This is a genomic window from Rickettsia endosymbiont of Cantharis rufa, from assembly GCF_964026445.1.
In the GTDB taxonomy this organism is placed as follows: domain Bacteria; phylum Pseudomonadota; class Alphaproteobacteria; order Rickettsiales; family Rickettsiaceae; genus Rickettsia.
In genome coordinates this window covers 632,154-654,887 of record NZ_OZ032150.1, presented here as the reverse complement: position 1 = coordinate 654,887, position 22,734 = coordinate 632,154, and the positions used below count along the sequence as shown (strand labels likewise).

Genomic DNA, 22,734 nt, shown 5'->3' with positions numbered 1-22,734 from the left:
AGTCACCGGCCTTCCCGGAATTAAGATGTCGGCAAATAAAGCAAATGTTCAGATTGGTGACATTACTACATTAGTTGGTCTTCTTAATTTTGGCGGTGTAGAAGTAAGTCAAAATGTATCTATAGGTCCTCTTAGTGCTACAATAGGTCTTACCCCTGATTTTGGCCCTCTTAAATTTATTAGTAACGGTACTACGGCTACTATTACCGGAGTTGGAAATCAAACATTTAGTGGTATAGATTTTGCCGGTAAAAATTCTACGTTACAAATTAATAACGGCTTGAATATTACAACTAAGATAGATAATACGGTAGCCGAAAATAATGGCATAATAACATTTGTAGGTACGGGAACTATATCAAATAATATAGGTTTAACTAATAATGGAGAGGTGTAGAAGCCGAAAATAATGGCATAATAACATTTGTAGGTACGGGAACGATATCAAATAATATAGGTTTAACTAATTCTCTTTCCGGAATAAATGTAGGCAATGGAGAGGTGCGGATTTATATGCCAGGAGCAGGTAATAGCATAATTAATGCTGCAAATATAAATCTGACTAATAATAACTCTATCCTTACTCTTTTTGACGGTAATGCAACAACGTTAACGGGTAATATAAATAATACTACCGGAAATAGTGGTCAAGGGGTACTAAATCTAGCTCATGATTTAGCAAGTGCGTCGCGCCCCCGTATTGCAGCTTAGCATGAATAGCCTATAATCCTCAAACAGTAATAAGAGAGAATTATAGTTAAGGAGTTATGGCAAGAATATATGTTAAGTGTAGATCAAGAATAGATGTTAAGTGTAGATATTATAACGACACAGAAAAAGTAGTAAAGGCGGGATATTCAATTTCAAAACAACAGAGATATCAATGCAAGCAGTGTAATCGATATTTTTAACTGTAATATATTAATAATGCCTCTAAGCCTGGAGTCAAGACTCAGATAGTAGATATGTCAATCAATGGCTCTGGAGTTAGGGATACAGTAAGAGTATTAAAAGTGGGTATCAATACGGTTATCCGTGTTTTAAAAAAAATCTAGCGTTAAAAAAGATAAATCATTCTATCAATACGATAGAAGTAATTATTGCTCCTGAAATAGATGAACAATGGCCTTATGTACAGAATAAATCCAAACAAAGATGGCTTTGATATTCTTTGGATAAGATTTTGTTAAAAGTAGTTGCTTATACTTTTGGTACAAGATGTGATAGCACATCAGAATCATTACTGAAAAAAACCGGAGGATTTTAAGGTTACTTTTTACTTTACAGATGGATGGGGAAGTTATGCTAGGTTATTAGATCCCAAAAAACACATTGTTAGTAAAAAATATACTCAACGGATAGAACGGGGTAACTTAAATCTTAGAACAAGATGCAAAAGACTGACACGTAAAACAATTTGTTTTTCCAAGTCATTGGATATTCATGATAAAGTCATCGGAACTCTTATTGAACGTATAGCCTTTTAATATCCACATCTGTAAAATGGAGGTGCGACCAGCAAGTGATCTGTCAACACTTTTCCGGACAGTTGTTTAAGCGCAATTTTGTATTTCTTCATATCTTACTGGTGATAAGTAATCGTTAGCAGAATACATTCTGATACGGTTATAAAATACCTCTATATATTCAAATATGGCATATTTTGCTTCCTCCTTAGTTTTAAATTTATATTGATACATTAATTCTGTTTTTATAGTATGAAAGAAACTTTCAGCAACAGCATATAGTGGACTGAAAAATCAAGACAAAATATATGAACAATGTACTTGGTAATTTTGTTCAAAATTAAGCTGCTATTTGTGTATGATGTTGTATACTATCGAGATATACATTCATGGGTTTTTTATACCCAATACTCGAATGAAATCTCTGATAATTATATTTACTGATATAATCATTGATACCCTCTTTAAGTTCTCCTATATTTTGATAATCATTAATAAATATACAATTATATTTCAGTGTCCTAAAGAAACGCTCAATAACAATATTATCAATACTTCTGCCCTTACCATTCATTGATATCTGTATATCATGACTTTTAAGAATACTTATATGATCATTGCTAGTATATTGACTACCCTGATCACTATTAAAAATCTGCGGAGCTTGATACTTACTTAATGCCTCCTTCAATACATCAGTAACTAATAGTCCATCCATACTATTCGACAGTTCCAAACCTCGGTCGCACCTCCATTTTACAGATGTGGATATTAAAAGGCTATACGTTCAATAAGAGTTCCGATGACTTTATCATGAATATCCAATGACTTGGAAAAACAAATTGTTTTACGTGTCAGTCTTTTGCATCTTGTTCTAAGATTTAAGTTACCCCGTTCTATCCGTTGAGTATATTTTTTACTAACAATGTGTTTTTTGGGATCTAATAACCTAGCATAACTTCCCCATCCATCTGTAAAGTAAAAAGTAACCTTAAAATCCTCCGGTTTTTTTCAGTAATGATTCTGATGTGCTATCACATCTTGTACCAAAAGTATAAGCAACTACTTTTAACAAAATCTTATCCAAAGAATATCAAAGCCATCTTTGTTTGGATTTATTCTGTACATAAGGCCATTGTTCATCTATTTCAGGAGCAATAATTACTTCTATCGTATTGATAGAATGATTTATCTTTTTTAACGCTAGATTTTTTTAAAACACGGATAACCGTATTGATACCCACTTTTAATACTCTTACTGTATCCCTAACTCCAGAGCCATTGATTGACATATCTACTATCTGAGCCTTGACTCCAGGCTTAGAGGCATTATTAATATATTACAGTTAAAAATATCGATTACACTGCTTGCATTGATATCTCTGTTGTTTTGAAATTGAATATCCCGCCTTTACTACTTTTTCTGTGTCGTTATAATATCTACACTTAACATCTATTCTTGATCTACACTTAACATCTATTCTTGTCATAACTCCTTAACTATAATTCTCTCTTATTACTGCTTGAGGATTATAGACTATTCATGCTAAGCTGCAATACGGGGGCGCGACCACACACTTAATTGAGAAGACTTCAGCATTTATTTTATAATATACAAGAGGCTCAAGATCTTGCTACTAAATGGCTTTGGTATTATAATAACGAGAGACCTAATATGGCTATAGGTGGCATAGTGCCAATACAAAAATTAGCTTTGGCAGCTTAACTCTCTACTTCTACTGCGATTAATAATGGGAGGATTGCCATTCCTAGTTCTCTAGCTGTTTGAGCAAAAGGTTGCTTAGACTCAATAGCTAATCTAATCGCTGATTCTTTAAATTCAGCTGGATATATCTGTGGCTCTATATCCAGCATTTTTATCCCTACTGTTAATATCGTCTATTATTAACTTTCTGGAAAACTATAGCCGCATCAAAGATATTTTGTCTAGTAGCGGCAACATAATTAAGAGGAGTAGAGGTGTCTTTAAAAAATTTAATTTGAGTATTAGATTTACTATCAATACTACTTATATTATTTGAAAATTTATTATATAATTCTTCTGTACTTAATGGAGCTTGGCGATTTCCTTCAGATTTATTAGCATCTTTTGACATAATCATCTCCCCTATTAATTATTGTTAATTAAATTAGATAATAATTAGTTAATGAATGCGAACCAATTTAAAATTTATGAATGAAAATTAATTAAAGCTTATAAAAAAAATTGTATTTTTTCATAGAAGAGGTCCTAATCGTAATTTCATCAGGGATTTCGGTTATGAACCTTGAGGGGTAAGAGCGGACTACTTCATAAAATATTTTTCGGCTTTCTGCGTGGGTAATGTAGAGGTCTTTTTTGGCTCTCGTAATGCCGACATAAGCAATGCGGCGCTCTTCTTCTAAGCCCTTTTCACCATCTTCGTCTAGAGATCTTTGAGACGGAAATACCCCCTCTTCCCAACCCGGTAAGAATACTACATCAAACTCAAGACCTTTCGCAGCGTGCAGGGTCATTATAGTAATAGAACCGCCGTAATTGGTTTCAAGCACTTCGTTTTCCATAACCAAACTAGAATGTTCGATAAAGTCATGGATATCGTTAAACTCAGCAATAGCTCTTAGCATCTCATTAATATTCTCGATTCTTCCAAGTGTCTCTTCGGTTTTCTCTTCCTTAAGCATTTCAAGGTAACCGGAATCATCAAGTATTACTTTGACCACGTTTATCGGAGCGTCAAGGTTAAATCTTTCATGCCAATTATCAATTTTAGTCACAAAATCCTTTAAAGTATAATATGATTTTGCTTTGATTTCGCCTTTTTCTAGCATTTCCTTAATAGCTACAAAATTAGAAATACTCTGCTCAATAGCATAGGCTTTAATTTTGCTTAAACTAGCTGCTCCTATTGCTCTTTTCGGTACATTTATAATACGCTCAAGTGCTAAATTATCGTTTGGATTCAAAGCAATACGGATATAGGCAAGCATGTCCCTTATTTCCATTCGTTCATAAAATCTTAAGCCCCCTATAATTTTATAAGGCATAGCACTATTTATAAATGCCTCTTCAAAACTCCTAGTTTGAAATCCGGCTCGCACTAATATGGCGATATTACCTGCATTATATTGGTCTTCTCGGACTAACCTATCTATTTCACTGGCTATATATCTTGCTTCTTCTTTATCACTCCAACAAGATATAATTTTTATCTTTTCACCGCTTTCTCTATCCGTCCATAACGTTTTACCGTGACGGTTTTTATTATTATTGATAACATTGGAAGCGGCAGCGAGTATCGGCAAAGTTGATCTATAATTCTGCTCTAATTTAATAATTGTTGCACCTAAAAAATCTTTTTCAAATCGTAATATATTACCGACTTCTGCTCCTCGCCAACCGTAAATAGACTGATCATCATCACCAACACAACAGATATTTTCATGTAAGCTTGCGAGCATTCTTGCCCATAAATACTGTACAACGTTTGTATCTTGATACTCATCTATCAAAATATATCGATATTTTTCTTGATAATGCCTTAATATGTCAGGATTTTTAATGAAAAGCTCATTATTATAAAGTAACAGATCCCCAAAATCTAGCGCATTAGAGATAAGAAGATTCTGCTGATATTCATGGTAAACAAGTTTTGCTACTCGCTGCACCGGAAGGCTAGTGTCTGAGGCTGATAATTTACTTGGTAGTAATCCTTGATCTTTCCATCTAGAAATTATGATATGTACTAATTTAGGAGCATATTTTTTAGTATCAATATCTTTCAGTTTTACTATATCTTTAATTAGTTTTAATTGATCGTCATGATTAATAATAGTAAATCTGTTATTTAAGCCAAAATTTAAATGCTCTATATGTTCCCGTAATATTCTAGCTGCCATTGAATGAAAAGTACCGATATTAAGCCCGTAGCAATTAATTAAGCTATGAACCCTTTCAGCCATCTCTTTAGCAGCTTTATTAGTAAAAGTAACGGCTAGAATATTTTGAGGTGAGGCTAAATTTTGGTGAATAATATTAGCTATTCTTGAGGTAAGTACCTTTGTTTTACCTGTTCCTGCACCTGCAAGCAATAAAAGCGGTCCTTCAGTGTGAAGAACTGCTTTTTGCTGTTGTGGATTTAATGTATTTAGAAAATATTGGTTTTGCATTGCACCTGTCGTACCGTGGCTTGACCACGGTATCCACAAAATAATTAATACTAGCTACTTTAGGTTTTTTACTAGATACCGTGGTCAAGCCACGGTATGACACTATTCTAAAACATCACCTTACTCTTCTCAGGTTTTTAATAATATAAAAAAGAGTAATTATTGGATTACAAAGAATTATTTTTAATAATCTAAAATAAGATCCTAAATTCCTATCTTCAATAAACCAATTATATAAATCATTTATGGGCTTAATCTTATCAGCTATAATATATTTATCTTTAAATAGTTCTTTCAAAGCTCTTTTTGCCTGTTTTGCTTCTACCTTACGCTCTATTGTTAAGCTTTGTTCATGAACTCTATAAAAATATAAAGATTCCGATATATGAGCAAATTTTGTAATAAGCCCAAAACGCAGCCAATATTCATAATCATCAACTAACTGCATATTTTCATTATATCCACCTACTTGCTTTGCTAAATCTGCTCTATATAAAAAACATGCACCGACACAATCCCTAATCGGCAAAAATTCAGGCGGTTCTTGATAAAGCCTTGCCCCCACCTTACCATGGTCATCGATCAAGGTATAATCGGTATAAACAAGCCCTATATCAGGCGAATTATCCAAAATACTACTCATTTCCTCTAAAGCATTTTCATGAAAAAGATTATCATCTGAAGTCCAAGTAAAATACTGTCCCCTAGCCTCTTTAAAAGCGATATTGAGACTACTGGGTAATTTTTTATTAGTCTCGTTTACTATTACTTTAATACGTGAATCTTGCTCTGCATATTTCTTAGCAACAAGCACGCTATTATCTTTTGAGCAATCATCAATAATAATAAGCTCGAAGTCTTTGGAGCTTTGATTAAGGCAGCTTTCAATAGCAAGAGGTAATAGCTTTTCTCTATTGTAGACCGGCAGAACTATTGAGATTTTATGGTTATTCATACGCATGCGCTCCTAAAATATCAAGTATTTCTATATATTGAATTACGATTTCTTGTAATCCTTCGGAATAGTTATTATGTTCAAAGTTTAATAATGTATTGCATAAAGCATTATTAAGCTCTTGAGGTATTATGATATTGATCTTATTAAAACTTTCAATTAATTGTACTATGGAATGAAAATATCCAATTGAAAGCGGCATCTTTTTATCCAGTAATTCAGCAAGATTATTAGATATTATGTGCAAGTAGTTATTCACTTTTTCTCTATCTATTAAACAAAGCCGTTCATAATTATCAAGGATAAAGCTAGTTTGTTCAATTTTTTCTTCAATATCATCTACAGGTGCCGGCATAATTTTCACTATTTATTACTTAGATTATTATATTTTCTATGTCATTCCCGCGAAGGCGGGAATCCCAGGGTAAAGCGAGATAAATCGAGCTTTTAAAAAGCTTTAAAGTACTGGATTCTCGCCTTCGCGGGAATGACATAAAAAAAACCATGTGGGCATTCTTAATTCTGTAAATTTATATATTTAGTATTTAGATATTCAAATATCCCTTCAAACGAACCTTCAACTCCAAAACCTGAGGCTTTACGCCCAGCGAAACAGGCTTTGGCATTTGCAGGTAGAGGATCATTAATCGATACCATACCAAAATCAAGCCTCTCTGCTATCATTTGTGCCACGGATATATTATTTGAATATACATATCCTTGCAATCCGTATTCGGTATTATTCGCACGTTCTATAGCTTCATTTATAGTTTTAAACTTATAGCAAGCAATCATCGGACCAAATATTTCTGTTCTAAAGATATCCATATTATCCAAACAGTCAATAATAATAGTCGGTTCAATGAAATTATTAACGGCTTTACCGCCGCAAATTAATTTAGCTCCTTTATTTTGTGCATCCGATAAAAGCTTTTGTATTTTTTCTATTGAAGCCGAATTAATTAAAGGACCTATATCCGATGTTTTATCGAATCCGTCACCGGCTTTAAGCTTAGTAAATTTAGCCTTTAGAATTTCTATAAATTTTTCATATATGGATTCTTCTATAAATATTCTGTTAGGGGAAGTACAAGACTGCCCGCTATTTCTAGTTTTAGCTACTACCAAATCACTTGCTACTTTCTCTAAATTACTATCTGCCGTTATAATGAACGGAGCATTACCGCCAAGTTCTAAAGATAAACGTTTTAGAGTATTTGCGGCATTTTGATATAGAATTTTACCAACATTTGTAGAACCGGTAAATGATAATTTCCGAAGCCTAAAATCATTACAAAAGGCCCTACCTATAACATCTGAATCACCAGTAATTACGTTAAATACTCCCGTAGGCAAACCGGCATCACTTGCCAGTTTCGCAAGTACTAAAGCTGATAGAGGTGTAAGACTTGATGGTTTTAATATAACGCTGCAACCAGCTGCTATCGCAGGTACTACCTTACGGGTAATCATTGCATTTGGAAAATTCCAAGGAGTTACAGCAGCAGAAGGTCCTACTGACTCATATTGCGTAACGATTTTATGAGCTTTATTATTTCCAGGTTTGATAGCCGAATGAATATTATGGATAGCATATGTATACCAATCAATAAAAGATACTCCGTATAGAATCTCTTTTTTGGATTCAGAGAGTATTTTCCCCTGCTCTAAGGTTAATATATGACTTAACTCATCAATATTTTCGATTACTAAATTATACCATTTTCTAAGAATCGCTATCCTTTCTTCAAATGAACTTTGTGACCATAAAGAAAAAGCCTTAACTGTATTATCTATTGCGGCATTAACCTCTGATACTTCTAAATTCGGAACTGTAGCGATTTCTTTTAAAGTCGAAGGATTAATAACGGATATTTGCTTTCCAAATGCCACAAATTCACCGTTTATATAATTTTTCCCCGTAATATTTTTAAGTAAGTTCATATTCCCTCGATAATATTAATGGCTTTGCTTACTAAGCTGCTGATGTCATCCCCGCGTAGGTATTTGCGTGGGGTTCGAAAAAAGCACTCGGTGTCATACCGTGGCTTGATCACGGTATCCATAAAAACAGTAACTGGACCCCGTGGTCAAGCCACGGGATGACATTTTCCTTAAGTTGACACCCATGCGCTTTCGCGGGAATGACATATAGTACTTTTCTAATATTATTAATTAAACCGTTGCTTCGTCGCAACAATTTCTTACCACACCGGCAATTTCTGTATCAGACTCCTCTATTCCAATAGTGAACTCTTGACCATCCATATAAAATGTAGTTCCTGTTTCAGTTTCTATTTTTTTCAATAAAAACATCACCTTTTTGTACTCGAGTTACCAAATTTAGCTTCTCTCCTAATATTTTCCAAATAACTACCTTTTGCCCGATATTATCAATATATTGCTCAAGCTGATTCATACCGTTAGAATCCGTTAAACTCACATGAGTAAAGCCCCTCTGCATAGCGATTTCTTCAAAAAATTCTTTACTATAATGTTCTCCAAAACCTACAGCAAACATATTAAATTGAGGATTTTGTATTACATCAGTTGCAGAATCTATAACCTCTTTTTGAGTTGTCTTACAATCAGTTCCTTCATTTTTCCCATCAGTAAATACTATAATAGTAGAATGTATATCTATTTTTTCTTTAAGAGATTCTAAAGCATCTTTGACAGTACCATACAACCTTGTACATCCATCGGCATTAAAAGTTTCTACGTATCATATCTCTTAATATCTTCAATAGTATTTTCCTTACTAGAAAAAGATTCCATGCTAGATTGATCATTAAATGCAACTATATTAATTTCCCCATTAGGAATCTCAACTAATTTAGTTAGTATCTTTTGTATATTATCTTTATAAGTATCAAAAGTACTTTTCATGCTACTGCTAATATCAATTAATAAAGTCATATAATGAGTATTATCATTATTTATAGCTTCTGAATCTTTAAAGGAAAACATAATAGGAAACTCGTCTTCTTCCTGCCACACAAAATCATTTAATATCGGAAATAAATATTTTAATAGATATTGTTTATCAAGGATAAATCCGCTTTCCAAATCAGAAGCGATAATAGGTGGTTTGCCATCAGCTTTATAAGCCTGTACGACCTGCATTGTTGCACAATTATTTAGAGCAAAAGTTAAGCTATTATTTTCTATATGAGAAATAATTTGGGATATTAACTTAGAAAATTCAGTAGGTGGGTAGGTATAATCTATAGCCGGTGCTTCTTTGCCTGTTAAAATTTTTGATAATTTATTTTCATCGGTTATAGTAGCTTGTAGCATTTTAAGCTTAGTTTCATTAAGATTTTGTTGTAAAGGATCATTAAAAGAAAACTGAAATTGAGTAGTTAATAATTCTTCATTAAATTTAGCTTCTAATTTCATTGCATTAAAAGTTTCAGATAAATTAAACTTAGTTATAAAGTCTCCATCTACTGATTTATGAAATAATTGCCTGCTTCTATATCCGAAGTATCTATATTATCAGATTCAACTTCTTCTAATTTTTTTGACTTATCCTCATTATCCTTAAATAAAGTATGTGTCACATTCTTCTTTAATTCATCAGGAGACGCTAATAATGTACGAAAATGTTCTAAGTCTTTAGAATTTGTTTTAAAAATGACTTTATTATCGATTACCTTTGTAACTTCTACCTTTGTTCCTATAGCGTTTAAAAAAATTTCCCATTTTTTTGATGTCAAATGCTGTATAGGCATAATTCCTCCTTATTTTATAAAATTAGAAAGAGGGATTATATTACCATAATTTTCAACACAAGAATTTATTAAAAAAATTAATAAATTCTTGTATCCCTGTTTCTTTTTTGAAGAAATTTAATTATTTATTTAAAAACTTCTCTGCTTCAAGAGCCGCCATACAGCCTGTTCCTGCGGCAGTTACCGCTTGTCTATAAATTTTATCCTGAACATCACCCGCAGCAAAAACTCCTTCTACACTAGTTTTAGTACTACCAAGTGTAGTGATAATATAATTATCATCGTCCATTGCAATTTGTCTGGTAAATAGCTCCGTATTTGGCGCATGTCCAATAGCTACAAATACACCGCTACAATTCACTAAACTAATTTCTTTGGTGTGAACATTTTGAATTTTAACCCCGGTAACGGATTTTGGTTTATTGCTACCTACAATCTCATCTACTACATGATCCCAAATAACCAATATTTTAGGATTTTTAAATAATCGATCTTGCAATATTTTTTCAGCTCTAAAACTATCTCTTCTATGCACTATAGTGACTTTGCTAGCATGATTTGTTAAATATAAAGCTTCCTCTACGGCACTATTCCCCCCCCCTACTACAACTATTTCTTGATTCTTAAAAAAGAAACCATCACAGGTAGCACATGCCGACACACCAAAACCACGAAATTCCTGCTCTGAAGCTATACCAAGCCATTTTGCTTCTGCACCTGTACAAATGATTATACTTTCTGCTTCATACTCATTCCCACTTCCTGTAAATACTTTAAAAGGGCTTTTTGATAAATCAACTTTTTCTACGTAATCACTAATAATTTCTGTACCGACATTTTGAGCTTGCATAGACATCTGCTCCATAAGCCAAGGTCCTTGCACCGTTTCCGCAAATCCGGGATAATTCTCAACATCGGTGGTAATTGTAAGCTGCCCACCGGGCTGCATGCCATTTATTAATATTGGTTTTAAAGCGGCTCTAGCCGTATAAATAGCGGCACTTAAACCTGCGGGACCTGAACCTATTATTAGTACTTTAGCAGTAATTTTCATAATTATTGTTTGTTTATTAATTTAACTTTTTTATGTCATTCCCGTGTGGGCGGGAGTCCAGTAAAACCTATAAAAAACTTGTTTTTTAGGTTTTTTTGTTAATTAAACGTAAGGTTATTTTTTCTGAATTCCCGCCTACGCGGGAATGACATCCTGAACGTTTATACAACACAAGGTCAGGCCTTGGGATGACAGACAAATGATATTACAATTTCTTCTCTAACCAGGACTTAATATATTTAATTTCCTCAATATTCATTAATGATGGAGCATGTCCTGCATATTTTATTTCATAAAGATCAAAATCTTTTGTTTCTTTCATTTTTTTAACGGTAGATTTTGTTAAAATTTGAGACTTTACTCCGTGAACTACTAATACTCTACATTCTATTTTATTCCATACGGACCATAGTTTAACATCTTCCTGGTTACTAGCGTTTTTCATTCCTTTTATTATAGCCGGATCATAATTCATTTTATATTTTCCGCCGAATGTAGCAATTACACTATATTTTGTTAAATAATCCCAATCTTCTTCGTCTTTGATACCTGATTGTGCATAAATAAGTTTTAGATGTTCTTTTGCACTAACCAAGTCATCTAAGATAATTGTTTTTTTAGCGTATCCTTCAATTTTAACTAAAGGAGCAGCATCAATAAATGCTCCTATATCATTTAATATTAAGGCTTTAAAAATATTTTTATATTTACTGGCGAGTATCATACCTATAATACCGCCCATTGAAGTACCAAGCCAAATAGGATTTTTAATATTTAGTCTTTTTAAAAAGAATAACGTATCTTTAATATAGGTAGTATAATTATAATGATTAGTTTTTTTGAAATTTTCGCTATCACCACGCCCAGGATAATTTATTGAAATTACCCTATAATCTTTACTTAATTCTTTAGCTATTTTATCAAAATCATGAGAATTTCTAGTTAAACCGTGAGCACATACTATTATATTTTTATTATTAGGATCACCAAATTCCACATAAGAAATTTTATGTTCCGGTATATATTGAAGAGGTAATAAATTAATATATGGACCAATTTTTATTGAATTAATTTTCATATGAACCTATCAATTTAAATCACTTAAAAATATACTGACCATTGTCGGCATATATATAACTACAAAAAGCAAGGACAAAAACACGGTAGCAGCAACTTTTTCAGGGTAAAATTTTTGTAAATTTGCTATAACTATAGTATTGGCGGCTAAGGGTGCTGTAGAAAGTAATTTTAACGCATTATAATAATCATTGTTATACCATTTTGTTACAAAATGATCAAACATGATAAATAGTCCTATCCCAAGGGGATAAAATATAAATTTAGCAGCAAAAGTAGCGAGGGTAAATTTTATATCGATTTCAAATTTTTGCAAAGACGAAAGAGCGAGCCCAACCATAACCATACCAAGTATCGAAAAAGAACCTTTCATATTATATATAAAATCATCTAAGAAGTCCGGTAAAGCAAAACCACAAAAACTAAACAAACATCCCAAGAAAAAAGCATTTAAAATCGGTAATTTTACTACTTTTAATATGCTGTCGGTAGTATTGGAAAAGCTCCTCATACAAATATAAAAGCCGACAGAGCATTCGTAAATATTAACTCCTATCACCGCCATCATGTAAATACTTAACGTATAATCATCAAAAAGTGCCGCCGCTATAGGCAGCATAAAATATCCGCCGTTTGCCGTACCTGCAGACAAAGCTATAATATTACGTGTATGATCTTGCCAAAATTTACCAAAAAAATAATAAGAAAAGAGTGATAAGAGTGTTGCGATTACAAATGTTACGACCGTAACGCTTAATGCCGAAAGTGTTAAGGTTGTACTAGCAGGTATCGTAAAAAATACTATAGGCGATATAAAATAGAAGAGTAACGAAGAGATACTATCTCTCTCAACATTTGAATATTTACCTGCTAAAAATCCTATTACTACACTTAATAATACCGAAACGGTTTTAAAAAAAACTATACTAAAAATTACCATTTATACTCCGAGTAAATAAAGAGTAGTATACGAAGATCAACTTCAAAAAAAGCAAGAAGTCCACAAGGCGAGGAACGGAGCGTATACTTAATACGTGAGCACCGCGGCTCTTGTAGGACGACGCAGCCAATTTTTGAAGTTCATCGAGTATAATGAGCTAAAGATATAATTACTTATAATACATGAGATTTTATTTTTTTCACTAGATTTTGTGAATATTTTTAATTGATTTTATATTTTAAGGTATTTTTTAGCGAAAATTAATAAGATTTTTGAAAGAATAGTTATTCATATTTCAAAAAAATCTTATAATTTGTAGCAAAAAAGAACCAAAATTAAATCTTTTTAGAAGTGTTCATAAGACCTGAATTTTGTAAAGATTTTTACTTTATAAACTTTTAATTGAAGTATTAAAAGAATTATGTTATTTAAAGATTCTAATTTAATATCAGGTTCTCTATATGCTCATAAAAAATCTATTTTGTTTTATTATCATATTTTTCTACCTGAATTCTTATGCAGCCCTGCTTCGCTTGGTCTTGAATTAAATAAAATTACACATCTAGACTTAACAAAAAAACAAAATTATTAATAAAGAACCTAGTTATTGGCAAGGATATAATTATTATATCGAACCAAACGAAAAAACTATCTCTGAAGTTTTAGTGATATGTAATGATTTTAATGTAAATAGAAACCGTTATTTTAACTATAGATAGGAATAAATTTGAAGAATTTTATAGCATCTTAAAGGGTAAGTATAGTTTAGAACAAGAAAATGATAGGGTGGTTACTTTCAAAGATGGTGATTGTTTAGTAATACTTGAATCTTCTGAATTAAATCCTGAAATGGAACTTGTATATATAACAACCGGTTTCTATAAAGAATTTAATCGCACCTCCATTTTACAGATGTGGATATTAAAAGGCTATACGTTCAATAAGAGTTCCGATGACTTTATCATGAATATCCAATGACTTGGAAAAACAAATTGTTTTACGTGTCAGTCTTTTGCATCTTGTTCTAAGATTTAAGTTACCCCGTTCTATCCGTTGAGTATATTTTTTACTAACAATGTGTTTTTTGGGATCTAATAACCTAGCATAACTTCCCCATCCATCTGTAAAGTAAAAAGTAACCTTAAAATCCTCCGGTTTTTTTCAGTAATGATTCTGATGTGCTATCACATCTTGTACCAAAAGTATAAGCAACTACTTTTAACAAAATCTTATCCAAAGAATATCAAAGCCATCTTTGTTTGGATTTATTCTGTACATAAGGCCATTGTTCATCTATTTCAGGAGCAATAATTACTTCTATCGTATTGATAGAATGATTTATCTTTTTTAACGCTAGATTTTTTTAAAACACGGATAACCGTATTGATACCCACTTTTAATACTCTTACTGTATCCCTAACTCCAGAGCCATTGATTGACATATCTACTATCTGAGTCTTGACTCCAGGCTTAGAGGCATTATTAATATATTACAGTTGAAAATATCGATTACACTGCTTGCATTGATATCTCTGTTGTTTTGAAATTGAATATCCCGCCTTTACTACTTTTTCTGTGTCGTTACAATATCTACACTTAACATCTATTCTTGATCTACACTTAACATATATTCTTGTCATAACTCCTTAACTATAATTCTCTCTTATCACTGTTTGAGGATTATAGACTATTCATGCTAAGCTGCAATACGGGGGCGCGACCGGATTTTTTTGCAAAGTACGCGGCAGTCTTTTTTAATAAATCACGTTCCTGTGTTACTCTATCTAGTTCTTCTTCAATCTCTTTAATTCATTATACAGATGTTCTTCATTTCTCATTACTTCCTTGGGTTTTGAATGTTTATTAACCCAATTATATAGACTAGACTTTGTAATTCCTAGTTCTCTAGCTGTTTGAGCAAAAGGTTGCTTAGACTCAATAGCTAATCTAATCGCTGATTCTTTAAATTCAGCTGGATATATCTTTGGATTTATACCTGGCATTTTTATCCCTACTGTTAATGGTCGTGCCTCCGTATTGCAGCTTAGCATGAATAGTCTATAATCCTCAAACAGTAATAAGAGAGAATTATAGTTAAGGAGTTATGGCAAGAATAGATGTTAAGTGTAGATCAAGAATAGATGTTAAGTGTAGATATTGTAACGACACAGAAAAAGTAGTAAAGGCGGGATATTCAATTTCAAAACAACAGAGATATCAATGCAAGCAGTGTAATCGATATTTTCAACTGTAATATATTAATAATGCCTCTAAGCCTGGAGTCAAGGCTCAGATAGTAGATATGTCAATCAATGGCTCTGGAGTTAGGGATACAGTAAGAGTATTAAAAGTGGGTATCAATACGGTTATCCGTGTTTTAAAAAAATCTAGCGTTAAAAAAGATAAATCATTCTATCAATACGATAGAAGTAATTATTGCTCCTGAAATAGATGAACAATGGCCTTATGTACAGAATAAATCCAAACAAAGATGGCTTTGGTATTCTTTGGATAAGATTTTGTTAAAAGTAGTTGCTTATACTTTTGGTACAAGATGTGATAGCACATCAGAATCATTACTGAAAAAAACCGGAGGATTTTAAGGTTACTTTTTACTTTACAGATGGATGGGGAAGTTATGCTAGGTTATTAGATCCCAAAAAACACATTGTTAGTAAAAAATATACTCAACGGATAGAACGGGGTAACTTAAATCTTAGAACAAGATGCAAAAGACTGACACGTAAAACAATTTGTTTTTCCAAGTCATTGGATATTCATGATAAAGTCATTGGAACTCTTATTGAACGTATAGCCTTTTAATATCCACATCTGTAAAATGGAGGTGCGGCCAATATAAATTTAAAACTAGAGAGGAAGCAAAATATGCCATATTTGAATATATAGAGGTATTTTATAACCGTATCAGAATGCATTCTGTTAACGATTATTTATCACCAGTAAAATATGAAGAGATACAAAATTGCGCTTAAACAACTGTCCGGAAAAGTGTTGACAGATCACCGTGGTAGATAACAACTCCAAGAAAATGAAGAATAGATAGACGAAGTTTAATTCGAAAAAGAGCAAGGAGTCCATAAGACGAGGAGCGGAGCGTATACTTAATACGTAAGCGCCGCAGTGCTTATAGGACGACGTAGCCAATTTTTCAAATTAAACGAGTATAGCCACTTCGGAAATTATAGGCATATGTAAATTGTATTTTTTTATCAAATCTAAAACTAATTTCAACGCTTCTCTTCCCTCTACTAGCTCTTTATATTCCTGTAAAAATTTCTTTTTATCGCTACTAATTCCAAGCTCATAACCGAATTTTGTATTGCGCGAACCTAACGAATAGCAAGTAAGAACTAAATCGCCTACTACTCCTGCCTCTAGTAATATATTTGAATTTTCTTGCATACCTCCTAAGGCTTTAGATAAAGTAGCAATTTCTTTCAAAGCAGATACTATAAGCGTTGCTCTAGCATTTTCGCCCTGCTCTCTTGCTAAATCAATCCCACTTTTAATAGCAAAGATATTTTTTAGCGCTCCTGCCATCTGTAATGTCACAATATCGCTTGTCACATTAGTAGTAAAAATTTTTGAACTTAGATTATTAGCTATCTTATTTGCTACATCTATATCTAAACTTGCAATACTTGCTGAAGACGGTAAATTTTTGACAAGTTCCTTTACAAGATTAGGACCGGATAAAAAAGCTATAGGGCTATTCGGTAACAAGGTTTTAAGTCTGTCGGAAAACAATTCGGTAGGATTACGAGCAAAACCTTTTGTTGCGATTAAAAGAGTGTTATCTGTAGAAATGCCGTGAGTTTTTAATAATTTTATTGAATCATCAAAAGCGTAAGACGGCACTGCAATGATAATTAGTTCAAAATCCTTAATTATGTCTAAGTTTGTAGTAGCCTGTAAATGAGCGGGTAATTTAATATCTCCTAAATATTTTACGTTAGTTTTGTTATGTAAAATTTCTTTTGCTATTTTCTTATCACGTAAAAATAAAGTAACATTATTACAGTTTTGTGCTGCTAAAGAAGCAAGGCTAGTACCGAAACCCCCTCCCCCATAAACTACAATATTTTTAAATTTATTCATTTATTCACTATACTGTACAAAAGAACTAGGATATCATTCCCGCGTGGGCGGGAATCCAATAAGACACATAAAAAACTTGTTTTTATGTGTTTATTTTGCTAAATATGTAACTTCTGTATCAATATTGAAGTTATTTTTCTGAATCTCCGCCTCCGCGGGGATGGCATAGAGTAGGTTTTTCGAGCCATGCAACAACACCTACTCGCAATGACAATCATACTACTCTATAACTTTCTCGAGATTTACTATTATCACGGGTGATTTATTAACTTCCTGTTTTAAGGCTTTACGGATTGTTCCTTTTATTGCCTCGATCACTTGTTCATCTGATAAAGCTTTTTTCGCTTGGCTTTGTTGAATGGTAACCAGTTCTTTGATGTAGTTTTTAATAAGGTTAACTAATGCCATATCCTCCTTTGGATCAAGCAATCCCGGCATAGATAATATCGGATTTGCGGCAAGTAGTCCTTGTTTATTAATTACTACCGATGCTACCACAATACCCGCTTCACGCATACGTCTTCTAGCTTTAAAAATCGGTGATTCTACAGGGAGTAAATAATTACCGTCAACAGCTAAATAACCGCTTTCAACCTTTGAAATTACTTTCGAATTATTCGGATCAAGCAATACTACACTGCCATTCTCAACCTCTACTGCCTGTTTTATGCCGTTTTTCTTAGCAAGCTTAACATGTTCATGGATATGTACCGACTCGCCGTGAACAGGAATACAAATATTCGGTCTAATTAGAGAATACATTTTTTTTAGCTCATCAATCGATGGATGTCCTGAGACATGGACAAAATGATCTCGCTCAGTAATAACTTCTACACCGCTTTTAACAAATATATTAAATAGCCTGAATATTTTCTTTTCATTGCCGGGAATAATTTTTGAAGAAAAAATCATTGTATCTTTAGGCGTAAGTTTTATTGATTGGTGGGAATTACTAGCTAATTTTGCGGTTGCAGCGAGTGGTTCACCTTGGCAACCGGTAGCAATTATAAGTAACTCTTCTCGCCTAAATCTACTAACATCGCGTTCACTAATTAGAGAAGTAATATCTTTAAAATACCCGCTTTCCTGAGCAGCAAGCATCATACGATGCAAGCTTCTACCGGTTAAGACTACTTTTCTACCGGCAAGCCCTGCGGCATGAATTATTGTATCAAGTCGTGCTAAATTAGAGGCAAAGGTTGAAACTACTACCATTTGAGGGCAGCCGGCTATAATATCTACTAAACTTTTTCTAACATCACCCTCAGAACCTGAGCTTCCTTTATTAAACACGTTAGTTGAATCACAAACAAGTGCAAGAACCCCTTCATCTCCGTAAGATTTTAAAAGCTCTTCATCGGCTTTTTTTCCAAGTATTGGATCATTATCAAATTTCCAATCTCCCGTATGTAAAATATTACCCGCATCTGTACGGATCATAATTGCTTGCATTTCAGGAGCTGAGTGAGTCAGGGGCACCATTTCTAAGGAAAAGGGATCTAGGTTTATTTTACTACCAGATTTTACTTCATGAATTTTTATATTTTTAGCAAAATCATATTCATTTAAACGAATCTTTAAAAAGTTTGCAGTAAAAGTAGTAGTATAAATAGGGCATTTAAGGCTATTCCATAAATATTGAACTCCGCCTAAATGATCCTCATGAGCGTGAGTTAAAATCATACCTACTATATCTTTTTTATATTTCTCGATAAAGCTGCTATCGGCAATTATCATATCAACACCGGGTAAATAATCATCGGCAAAACCGCTACCGCAATCAATCATTAACCATTTACCTTTATAATGGTAAAGATTAAGATTCATACCTATTTCATTAGATCCTCCTAGCGGTACAAATAGCAGATCATTTTTATGATTTTTGATATTGAATGATGACATAATTTAACTTAATATTTATTTTATTACTTTATTCTTATAACTTATTATTAGTTAAGCGTCTATATATTAAAAAAGAAATTCATATAATGAATATAAATAAACTAGCATTGATTTATAACCAAAATTCCAAGCATCTAGCTATTATAGAGGAAATTAAAAAACTCTATAATTACTGTAAGATAGAGGAAGCAGAAGTAATTATCGTAATAGGAGGTGATGGGGAATTACTACATAATATTCATCGTTATATGCATCTTAATATACCTTTTTACGGAGTTAATTTAGGAAGCCTCGGCTTTTTAATGAATCCTTTAGATACCAAGAATTTATTACAAAATATACATGAGGGTACGGTTTCTATCCTAAATCCTCTTCTTATGCACGCCGAAGATACGAGTGGTCAAATACATACGGCACTTGCTATTAACGAAGTATCGATATTTCGTAAAACTAATCAAGCTGCTAAATTTAGAATAGACGTAAACGGGATAGAGAGAATGAGCGAATTAGTAGCAGACGGGGCTTTAGTTGCAACACCTGCCGGAAGTAGTGCTTATAACTTATCTGCCGGCGGCCCTATTTTACCGCTTGAGTCAAACATGTTATGCCTAACCCCTATCTGCTCGTTTAGACCGCGTAGATGGCACGGCGCTTTACTGCTTTCATCCGCTACAGTTGGATTTGAAATATTTAATACAAATAAACGACCGGTAAATGCTACTGCTGACTTCCAAGAGTTTAATAATATCACAAATGTTACCGTTAAATCTACTAAGGATAAACCCATCGAACTGCTCTTTAATAAAAATCATACGTTGGAAGATCGAATTATTAAAGAACAATTCGGTGGATAAATTATTAAGAAATATTAATAATTTCTTTACTAGGAAGTAAATTAATATATAATGCCTTGTTAAAATAACTAAGTATTATATGAAAGCAAAAAAGTTTTCTATTAACTTTTCTGAAAATAACCATATTTTATGGTTATCACTTACGGGCGATGCCTTGGTACAAGGAACAATAGAATGTATTGAAGATGTAGTTACAAAGTTTAAATAGGGAGTTATTTAGAGGTTATAGAGAACGTAAAGGATTTAAAATTAGCTTTAGAAACAGTTAGTATAGCAAGTAATGTACTAAGTAATAGACAGAAAAAATTATTACTAAAATGTTTATTAAAAAATTATAATTATGAGGATCTTAAAAAAAACCATAAATTATTTGAAACTTATACCATAAATCAAGATAAAACGGCCATAATTCAAAAAGATATGAATCAGAAAATGAGTTTAAATTTGAACCTATATCATTTCAAAATCCTTTAGATCGTATTCATTATAAGTGTAATGCACAAAAAAATATTTTCTTTATAGCCGCAGCAGAGAAAAATATTCAAATTATGGGAAAAATAACCACGGATCTGCTTAATACCGCCCCTGTAGTTTCAAAATTATTAAAAACCGAATTATACTACCGACAATATCTTCGATTATTACAAGAGGTTGTAATATTTATAAAACCTGAAAAGCAACTTGAAGTTATAAAAAATTTAATAAGTACAATAATTATAGATCTTATAGCCTTAGCTCATTTTTCAGCAATATTAAATAATGCTAAAGGATATGAAGTAGTAACAATAATACTTGAATCTACACTGCTTAATCCTCAACTAGCGAATTTAGTAAGTGCTGGTGAAGAAAAGGAAGCTTTATATCGTTGTCGGACTAATCTGTGGTCAGCATATGTTAATACAAGAAATTTAACATCAGCTGAAGAGCAATTATTGCTCATGTTAAAATGTAAACCAAACAATAGTAACTTCTGTAATTTGTTTACGATTTATAGGCTCAATGGAAAATTTACAGAAGCAGGGAATTTAATACAAAATGCTTCTAATGATATAAAAACTTTAACAAAAATGGTTTCAAATTCTAACGAAATTTCTCAATCTAACTTAAATTTAATTAATCAAGCTAATTTACCTGATAATTGTAAAGGCATGTTACGGATCTTTCAATATATGGCTAAATATAATAAATATTCTACTTTTGAAAAAATTTCAAATAAAGAAGGTCTAGAGGATGAATTAATTAAAATTAGAGTCGCACCTCCATTTTACAGATGTGGATATTAAAAGGCTATACGTTCAATAAGAGTTCCGATGACTTTATCATGAATATCCAATGACTTGGAAAAACAAATTGTTTTACGTGTCAGTCTTTTGCATCTTGTTCTAAGATTTAAGTTACCCCGTTCTATCCGTTGAGTATATTTTTTACTAACAATGTGTTTTTTGGGATCTAATAACCTAGCATAACTTCCCCATCCATCTGTAAAGTAAAAAGTAACCTTAAAATCCTCCGGTTTTTTTCAGTAATGATTCTGATGTGCTATCACATCTTGTACCAAAAGTATAAGCAACTACTTTTAACAAAATCTTATCCAAAGAATACCAAAGCCATCTTTGTTTGGATTTATTCTGTACATAAGACCATTGTTCATCTATTTCAGGAGCAATAATTACTTCTATCGTATTGATAGAATGATTTATCTTTTTTAACGCTAGATTTTTTTAAAACACGGATAACCGTATTGATACCCACTTTTAATACTCTTACTGTATCCCTAACTCCAGAGCCATTGATTGACATATCTACTATCTGAGCCTTGACTCCAGGCTTAGAGGCATTATTAATATATTACAGTTAAAAATATCGATTACACTGCTTGCATTGATATCTCTGTTGTTTTGAAATTGAATATCCCGCCTTTACTACTTTTTCTGTGTCGTTATAATATCTACACTTAACATCTATTCTTGATCTACACTTAACATCTATTCTTGTCATAACTCCTTAACTATAATTCTCTCTTATTACTGCTTGAGGATTATAGACTATTCATGCTAAGCTGCAATACGGGGGCGCGGCCAGGTTTAGATTGTTACGGAAAAATTAGCAAAAAATTACAAGAAAAACTAGATAAGAATCAATATGATAAATTTGTAAATGTCTTAAAGAAAGATATAATATATAGACAATAAGGCGATAACAGCGTTAAATTTATCGGTAAAAAAATAATTGAAATTAAAATTGACGGTGACTAGCGTTTATCACAAATATATTACATTCAAACGAACATGGTGAATTACTGATAAATTTTGATCATCAAGGGAATTATAATGATGTAGTAAAATTTGCCGGCGAACATCATCTAGAATTTCATCAAGATTTGCTGTAGTACATATGTCATTCCCGCGAAGGCGGGAATCCAGCATAAAGTGAGATAAATCGAGCTTTTAATTTTAAAAA

The 22,734-nt window shown here is 32.5% G+C and carries 28 protein-coding genes and 9 pseudogenes; 12 read left to right on the top strand and 25 right to left on the bottom strand.

What is annotated here, in order from left to right; genetic code table 11:
- Positions 1–25: 25 nt before the first annotated feature.
- The 4 genes and pseudogenes from AAGD46_RS03675 to AAGD46_RS08945 all read left to right on the top strand — a co-directional run.
- Complete coding sequence (locus tag AAGD46_RS03675) at positions 26–397, top strand: hypothetical protein (RefSeq protein WP_341787801.1); 372 nt, start codon at positions 26–28, stop codon at positions 395–397.
- Between the two features lie 116 nt (positions 398–513).
- On the top strand, positions 514–711 hold the full coding sequence (locus AAGD46_RS03670; RefSeq protein ID WP_341787800.1) for a hypothetical protein: 198 nt from the start codon (positions 514–516) through the stop codon (positions 709–711).
- A 254-nt stretch (positions 712–965) separates the two neighbouring features.
- Positions 966–1,055: an IS1-like element transposase gene (locus tag AAGD46_RS08950; RefSeq protein WP_341786649.1), complete on the top strand. Its 90-nt coding sequence runs from the start codon at positions 966–968 to the stop codon at positions 1,053–1,055.
- A 267-nt stretch (positions 1,056–1,322) separates the two neighbouring features.
- Positions 1,323–1,487: pseudogene (locus tag AAGD46_RS08945) on the top strand (IS1 family transposase); the annotation flags it as partial.
- A gap of 66 nt (positions 1,488–1,553) precedes the next feature.
- Here the strand turns inward: AAGD46_RS08945 and AAGD46_RS03660 are convergent.
- The 5 genes and pseudogenes from AAGD46_RS03660 to AAGD46_RS08930 form a co-directional block, all read right to left on the bottom strand.
- Positions 1,554–1,742: pseudogene (locus tag AAGD46_RS03660) on the bottom strand (IS3 family transposase); the annotation flags it as partial.
- Positions 1,743–1,806: 64 nt separating this feature from the next.
- A pseudogene (locus AAGD46_RS03655) lies at positions 1,807–2,199 on the bottom strand (transposase); the annotation flags it as partial.
- A gap of 38 nt (positions 2,200–2,237) precedes the next feature.
- Positions 2,238–2,402, bottom strand: a pseudogene (locus AAGD46_RS08940) (IS1 family transposase); the annotation flags it as partial.
- Between the two features lie 157 nt (positions 2,403–2,559).
- A complete protein-coding gene (locus AAGD46_RS08935; protein ID WP_410525954.1) occupies positions 2,560–2,613 on the bottom strand; it encodes a hypothetical protein in 54 nt (17 codons plus the stop codon).
- 1 nt (position 2,614) lies between these two features.
- A complete protein-coding gene (locus tag AAGD46_RS08930; RefSeq protein WP_341786690.1) occupies positions 2,615–2,758 on the bottom strand; it encodes an IS1-like element transposase in 144 nt (47 codons plus the stop codon).
- Between the two features lie 302 nt (positions 2,759–3,060).
- Between AAGD46_RS08930 and AAGD46_RS03645 the strand changes: the two are divergent.
- Positions 3,061–3,192: pseudogene (locus AAGD46_RS03645) on the top strand (integrase core domain-containing protein); the annotation flags it as partial.
- On the opposite strand, the gene AAGD46_RS03640 reads toward AAGD46_RS03645, so the two are convergent.
- The 12 genes from AAGD46_RS03640 to AAGD46_RS03585 form a co-directional block, all read right to left on the bottom strand.
- Complete coding sequence (locus AAGD46_RS03640; protein WP_341787799.1) at positions 3,189–3,341, bottom strand: transposase; 153 nt, start codon at positions 3,339–3,341, stop codon at positions 3,189–3,191. The pseudogene AAGD46_RS03645 and the gene AAGD46_RS03640 overlap by 4 nt on opposite strands.
- A gap of 14 nt (positions 3,342–3,355) precedes the next feature.
- Positions 3,356–3,583, bottom strand: coding sequence for a hypothetical protein (locus tag AAGD46_RS03635; RefSeq protein WP_341787798.1), 228 nt, complete (start codon positions 3,581–3,583; stop codon positions 3,356–3,358).
- Between the two features lie 91 nt (positions 3,584–3,674).
- Positions 3,675–5,636, bottom strand: coding sequence for a DNA helicase PcrA (gene pcrA / locus AAGD46_RS03630; protein WP_341787885.1), 1,962 nt, complete (start codon positions 5,634–5,636; stop codon positions 3,675–3,677).
- Between the two features lie 115 nt (positions 5,637–5,751).
- Positions 5,752–6,597, bottom strand: coding sequence for a glycosyltransferase (locus AAGD46_RS03625; RefSeq protein ID WP_410525949.1), 846 nt, complete (start codon positions 6,595–6,597; stop codon positions 5,752–5,754).
- Positions 6,584–6,946, bottom strand: a complete 363-nt coding sequence (locus tag AAGD46_RS03620) for a hypothetical protein (protein ID WP_341787796.1) — start codon at positions 6,944–6,946, stop codon at positions 6,584–6,586. The genes AAGD46_RS03625 and AAGD46_RS03620 overlap by 14 nt, the downstream gene beginning before the upstream one ends.
- Before the next feature lie 161 nt (positions 6,947–7,107).
- Positions 7,108–8,535, bottom strand: coding sequence for an NAD-dependent succinate-semialdehyde dehydrogenase (locus AAGD46_RS03615; RefSeq protein ID WP_341787795.1), 1,428 nt, complete (start codon positions 8,533–8,535; stop codon positions 7,108–7,110).
- Positions 8,536–8,878: 343 nt separating this feature from the next.
- Positions 8,879–9,280, bottom strand: a complete 402-nt coding sequence (locus AAGD46_RS03610; protein ID WP_341787794.1) for a VWA domain-containing protein — start codon at positions 9,278–9,280, stop codon at positions 8,879–8,881.
- Positions 9,281–9,309: 29 nt separating this feature from the next.
- On the bottom strand, positions 9,310–9,993 hold the full coding sequence (locus AAGD46_RS03605; protein ID WP_341787793.1) for a vWA domain-containing protein: 684 nt from the start codon (positions 9,991–9,993) through the stop codon (positions 9,310–9,312).
- A gap of 47 nt (positions 9,994–10,040) precedes the next feature.
- Positions 10,041–10,328, bottom strand: coding sequence for a hypothetical protein (locus AAGD46_RS03600; protein ID WP_341787792.1), 288 nt, complete (start codon positions 10,326–10,328; stop codon positions 10,041–10,043).
- A gap of 121 nt (positions 10,329–10,449) precedes the next feature.
- The gene (trxB, locus tag AAGD46_RS03595; protein ID WP_341787791.1) at positions 10,450–11,382 is read right to left on the bottom strand and encodes a thioredoxin-disulfide reductase; all 933 of its coding nucleotides are present in this window, start codon (positions 11,380–11,382) and stop codon (positions 10,450–10,452) included.
- Positions 11,383–11,587: 205 nt separating this feature from the next.
- On the bottom strand, positions 11,588–12,460 hold the full coding sequence (locus tag AAGD46_RS03590) for an alpha/beta hydrolase (protein WP_341787790.1): 873 nt from the start codon (positions 12,458–12,460) through the stop codon (positions 11,588–11,590).
- A 9-nt stretch (positions 12,461–12,469) separates the two neighbouring features.
- Complete coding sequence (locus AAGD46_RS03585; RefSeq protein WP_341787789.1) at positions 12,470–13,399, bottom strand: AEC family transporter; 930 nt, start codon at positions 13,397–13,399, stop codon at positions 12,470–12,472.
- Between the two features lie 421 nt (positions 13,400–13,820).
- On the opposite strand from AAGD46_RS03585, the gene AAGD46_RS03580 reads away from it, so the two are divergent.
- Both AAGD46_RS03580 and AAGD46_RS03575 read left to right on the top strand, forming a co-directional pair.
- Positions 13,821–13,991 carry a hypothetical protein gene (locus AAGD46_RS03580; RefSeq protein ID WP_341787788.1) on the top strand — a complete coding sequence of 57 codons (171 nt, stop codon included), beginning with the start codon at positions 13,821–13,823 and terminating at the stop codon, positions 13,989–13,991.
- Between the two features lie 194 nt (positions 13,992–14,185).
- The gene (locus AAGD46_RS03575) at positions 14,186–14,377 is read left to right on the top strand and encodes a hypothetical protein (RefSeq protein ID WP_341787787.1); all 192 of its coding nucleotides are present in this window, start codon (positions 14,186–14,188) and stop codon (positions 14,375–14,377) included.
- Here the strand turns inward: AAGD46_RS03575 and AAGD46_RS03570 are convergent.
- A pseudogene (locus tag AAGD46_RS03570) lies at positions 14,321–15,039 on the bottom strand (IS1 family transposase). The gene AAGD46_RS03575 and the pseudogene AAGD46_RS03570 sit on opposite strands and share 57 nt — an antisense overlap.
- 144 nt (positions 15,040–15,183) lie before the next feature.
- Positions 15,184–15,450, bottom strand: coding sequence for a transposase (locus AAGD46_RS03565; protein ID WP_341787786.1), 267 nt, complete (start codon positions 15,448–15,450; stop codon positions 15,184–15,186).
- 53 nt (positions 15,451–15,503) lie between these two features.
- On the opposite strand from AAGD46_RS03565, the pseudogene AAGD46_RS03560 reads away from it, so the two are divergent.
- Both AAGD46_RS03560 and AAGD46_RS03555 read left to right on the top strand, forming a co-directional pair.
- A pseudogene (locus AAGD46_RS03560) lies at positions 15,504–16,222 on the top strand (IS1 family transposase).
- Positions 16,223–16,260: 38 nt separating this feature from the next.
- A pseudogene (locus AAGD46_RS03555) lies at positions 16,261–16,392 on the top strand (IS3 family transposase); the annotation flags it as partial.
- A 181-nt stretch (positions 16,393–16,573) separates the two neighbouring features.
- On the opposite strand, the gene AAGD46_RS03550 reads toward AAGD46_RS03555, so the two are convergent.
- Both AAGD46_RS03550 and AAGD46_RS03545 read right to left on the bottom strand, forming a co-directional pair.
- A complete protein-coding gene (locus tag AAGD46_RS03550) occupies positions 16,574–17,518 on the bottom strand; it encodes an NAD(P)H-dependent glycerol-3-phosphate dehydrogenase (protein ID WP_341787785.1) in 945 nt (314 codons plus the stop codon).
- A gap of 219 nt (positions 17,519–17,737) precedes the next feature.
- Positions 17,738–19,420 carry a ribonuclease J gene (locus AAGD46_RS03545; RefSeq protein WP_341787784.1) on the bottom strand — a complete coding sequence of 561 codons (1,683 nt, stop codon included), beginning with the start codon at positions 19,418–19,420 and terminating at the stop codon, positions 17,738–17,740.
- Positions 19,421–19,506: 86 nt separating this feature from the next.
- Between AAGD46_RS03545 and AAGD46_RS03540 the strand changes: the two genes are divergently transcribed.
- Both AAGD46_RS03540 and AAGD46_RS03535 read left to right on the top strand, forming a co-directional pair.
- Entirely contained in the window at positions 19,507–20,274 is a 768-nt protein-coding gene (locus AAGD46_RS03540) for an NAD kinase (RefSeq protein WP_341787783.1), read from the top strand.
- A 548-nt stretch (positions 20,275–20,822) separates the two neighbouring features.
- The gene (locus tag AAGD46_RS03535; RefSeq protein WP_341787782.1) at positions 20,823–21,557 is read left to right on the top strand and encodes a hypothetical protein; all 735 of its coding nucleotides are present in this window, start codon (positions 20,823–20,825) and stop codon (positions 21,555–21,557) included.
- Here the strand turns inward: AAGD46_RS03535 and AAGD46_RS08925 are convergent.
- The 3 genes and pseudogenes from AAGD46_RS08925 to AAGD46_RS08915 all read right to left on the bottom strand — a co-directional run.
- Positions 21,554–21,718: pseudogene (locus AAGD46_RS08925) on the bottom strand (IS1 family transposase); the annotation flags it as partial. The gene AAGD46_RS03535 and the pseudogene AAGD46_RS08925 overlap by 4 nt on opposite strands.
- Positions 21,719–21,773: 55 nt before the next feature.
- Positions 21,774–21,929 (bottom strand): IS1 family transposase, encoded by a 156-nt coding sequence (locus tag AAGD46_RS08920; RefSeq protein WP_410525963.1) that lies wholly within the window; start codon positions 21,927–21,929, stop codon positions 21,774–21,776.
- A gap of 1 nt (position 21,930) precedes the next feature.
- Positions 21,931–22,074, bottom strand: coding sequence for an IS1-like element transposase (locus AAGD46_RS08915; protein ID WP_341786690.1), 144 nt, complete (start codon positions 22,072–22,074; stop codon positions 21,931–21,933).
- A gap of 251 nt (positions 22,075–22,325) precedes the next feature.
- On the opposite strand from AAGD46_RS08915, the gene AAGD46_RS03525 reads away from it, so the two are divergent.
- Positions 22,326–22,466, top strand: a complete 141-nt coding sequence (locus AAGD46_RS03525) for a hypothetical protein (RefSeq protein ID WP_341787781.1) — start codon at positions 22,326–22,328, stop codon at positions 22,464–22,466.
- Between the two features lie 69 nt (positions 22,467–22,535).
- Here the strand turns inward: AAGD46_RS03525 and AAGD46_RS03520 are convergent, their stop codons facing one another.
- Entirely contained in the window at positions 22,536–22,700 is a 165-nt protein-coding gene (locus AAGD46_RS03520) for a hypothetical protein (RefSeq protein ID WP_341787780.1), read from the bottom strand.
- Between the last annotated feature and the right edge of the window lie 34 nt (positions 22,701–22,734).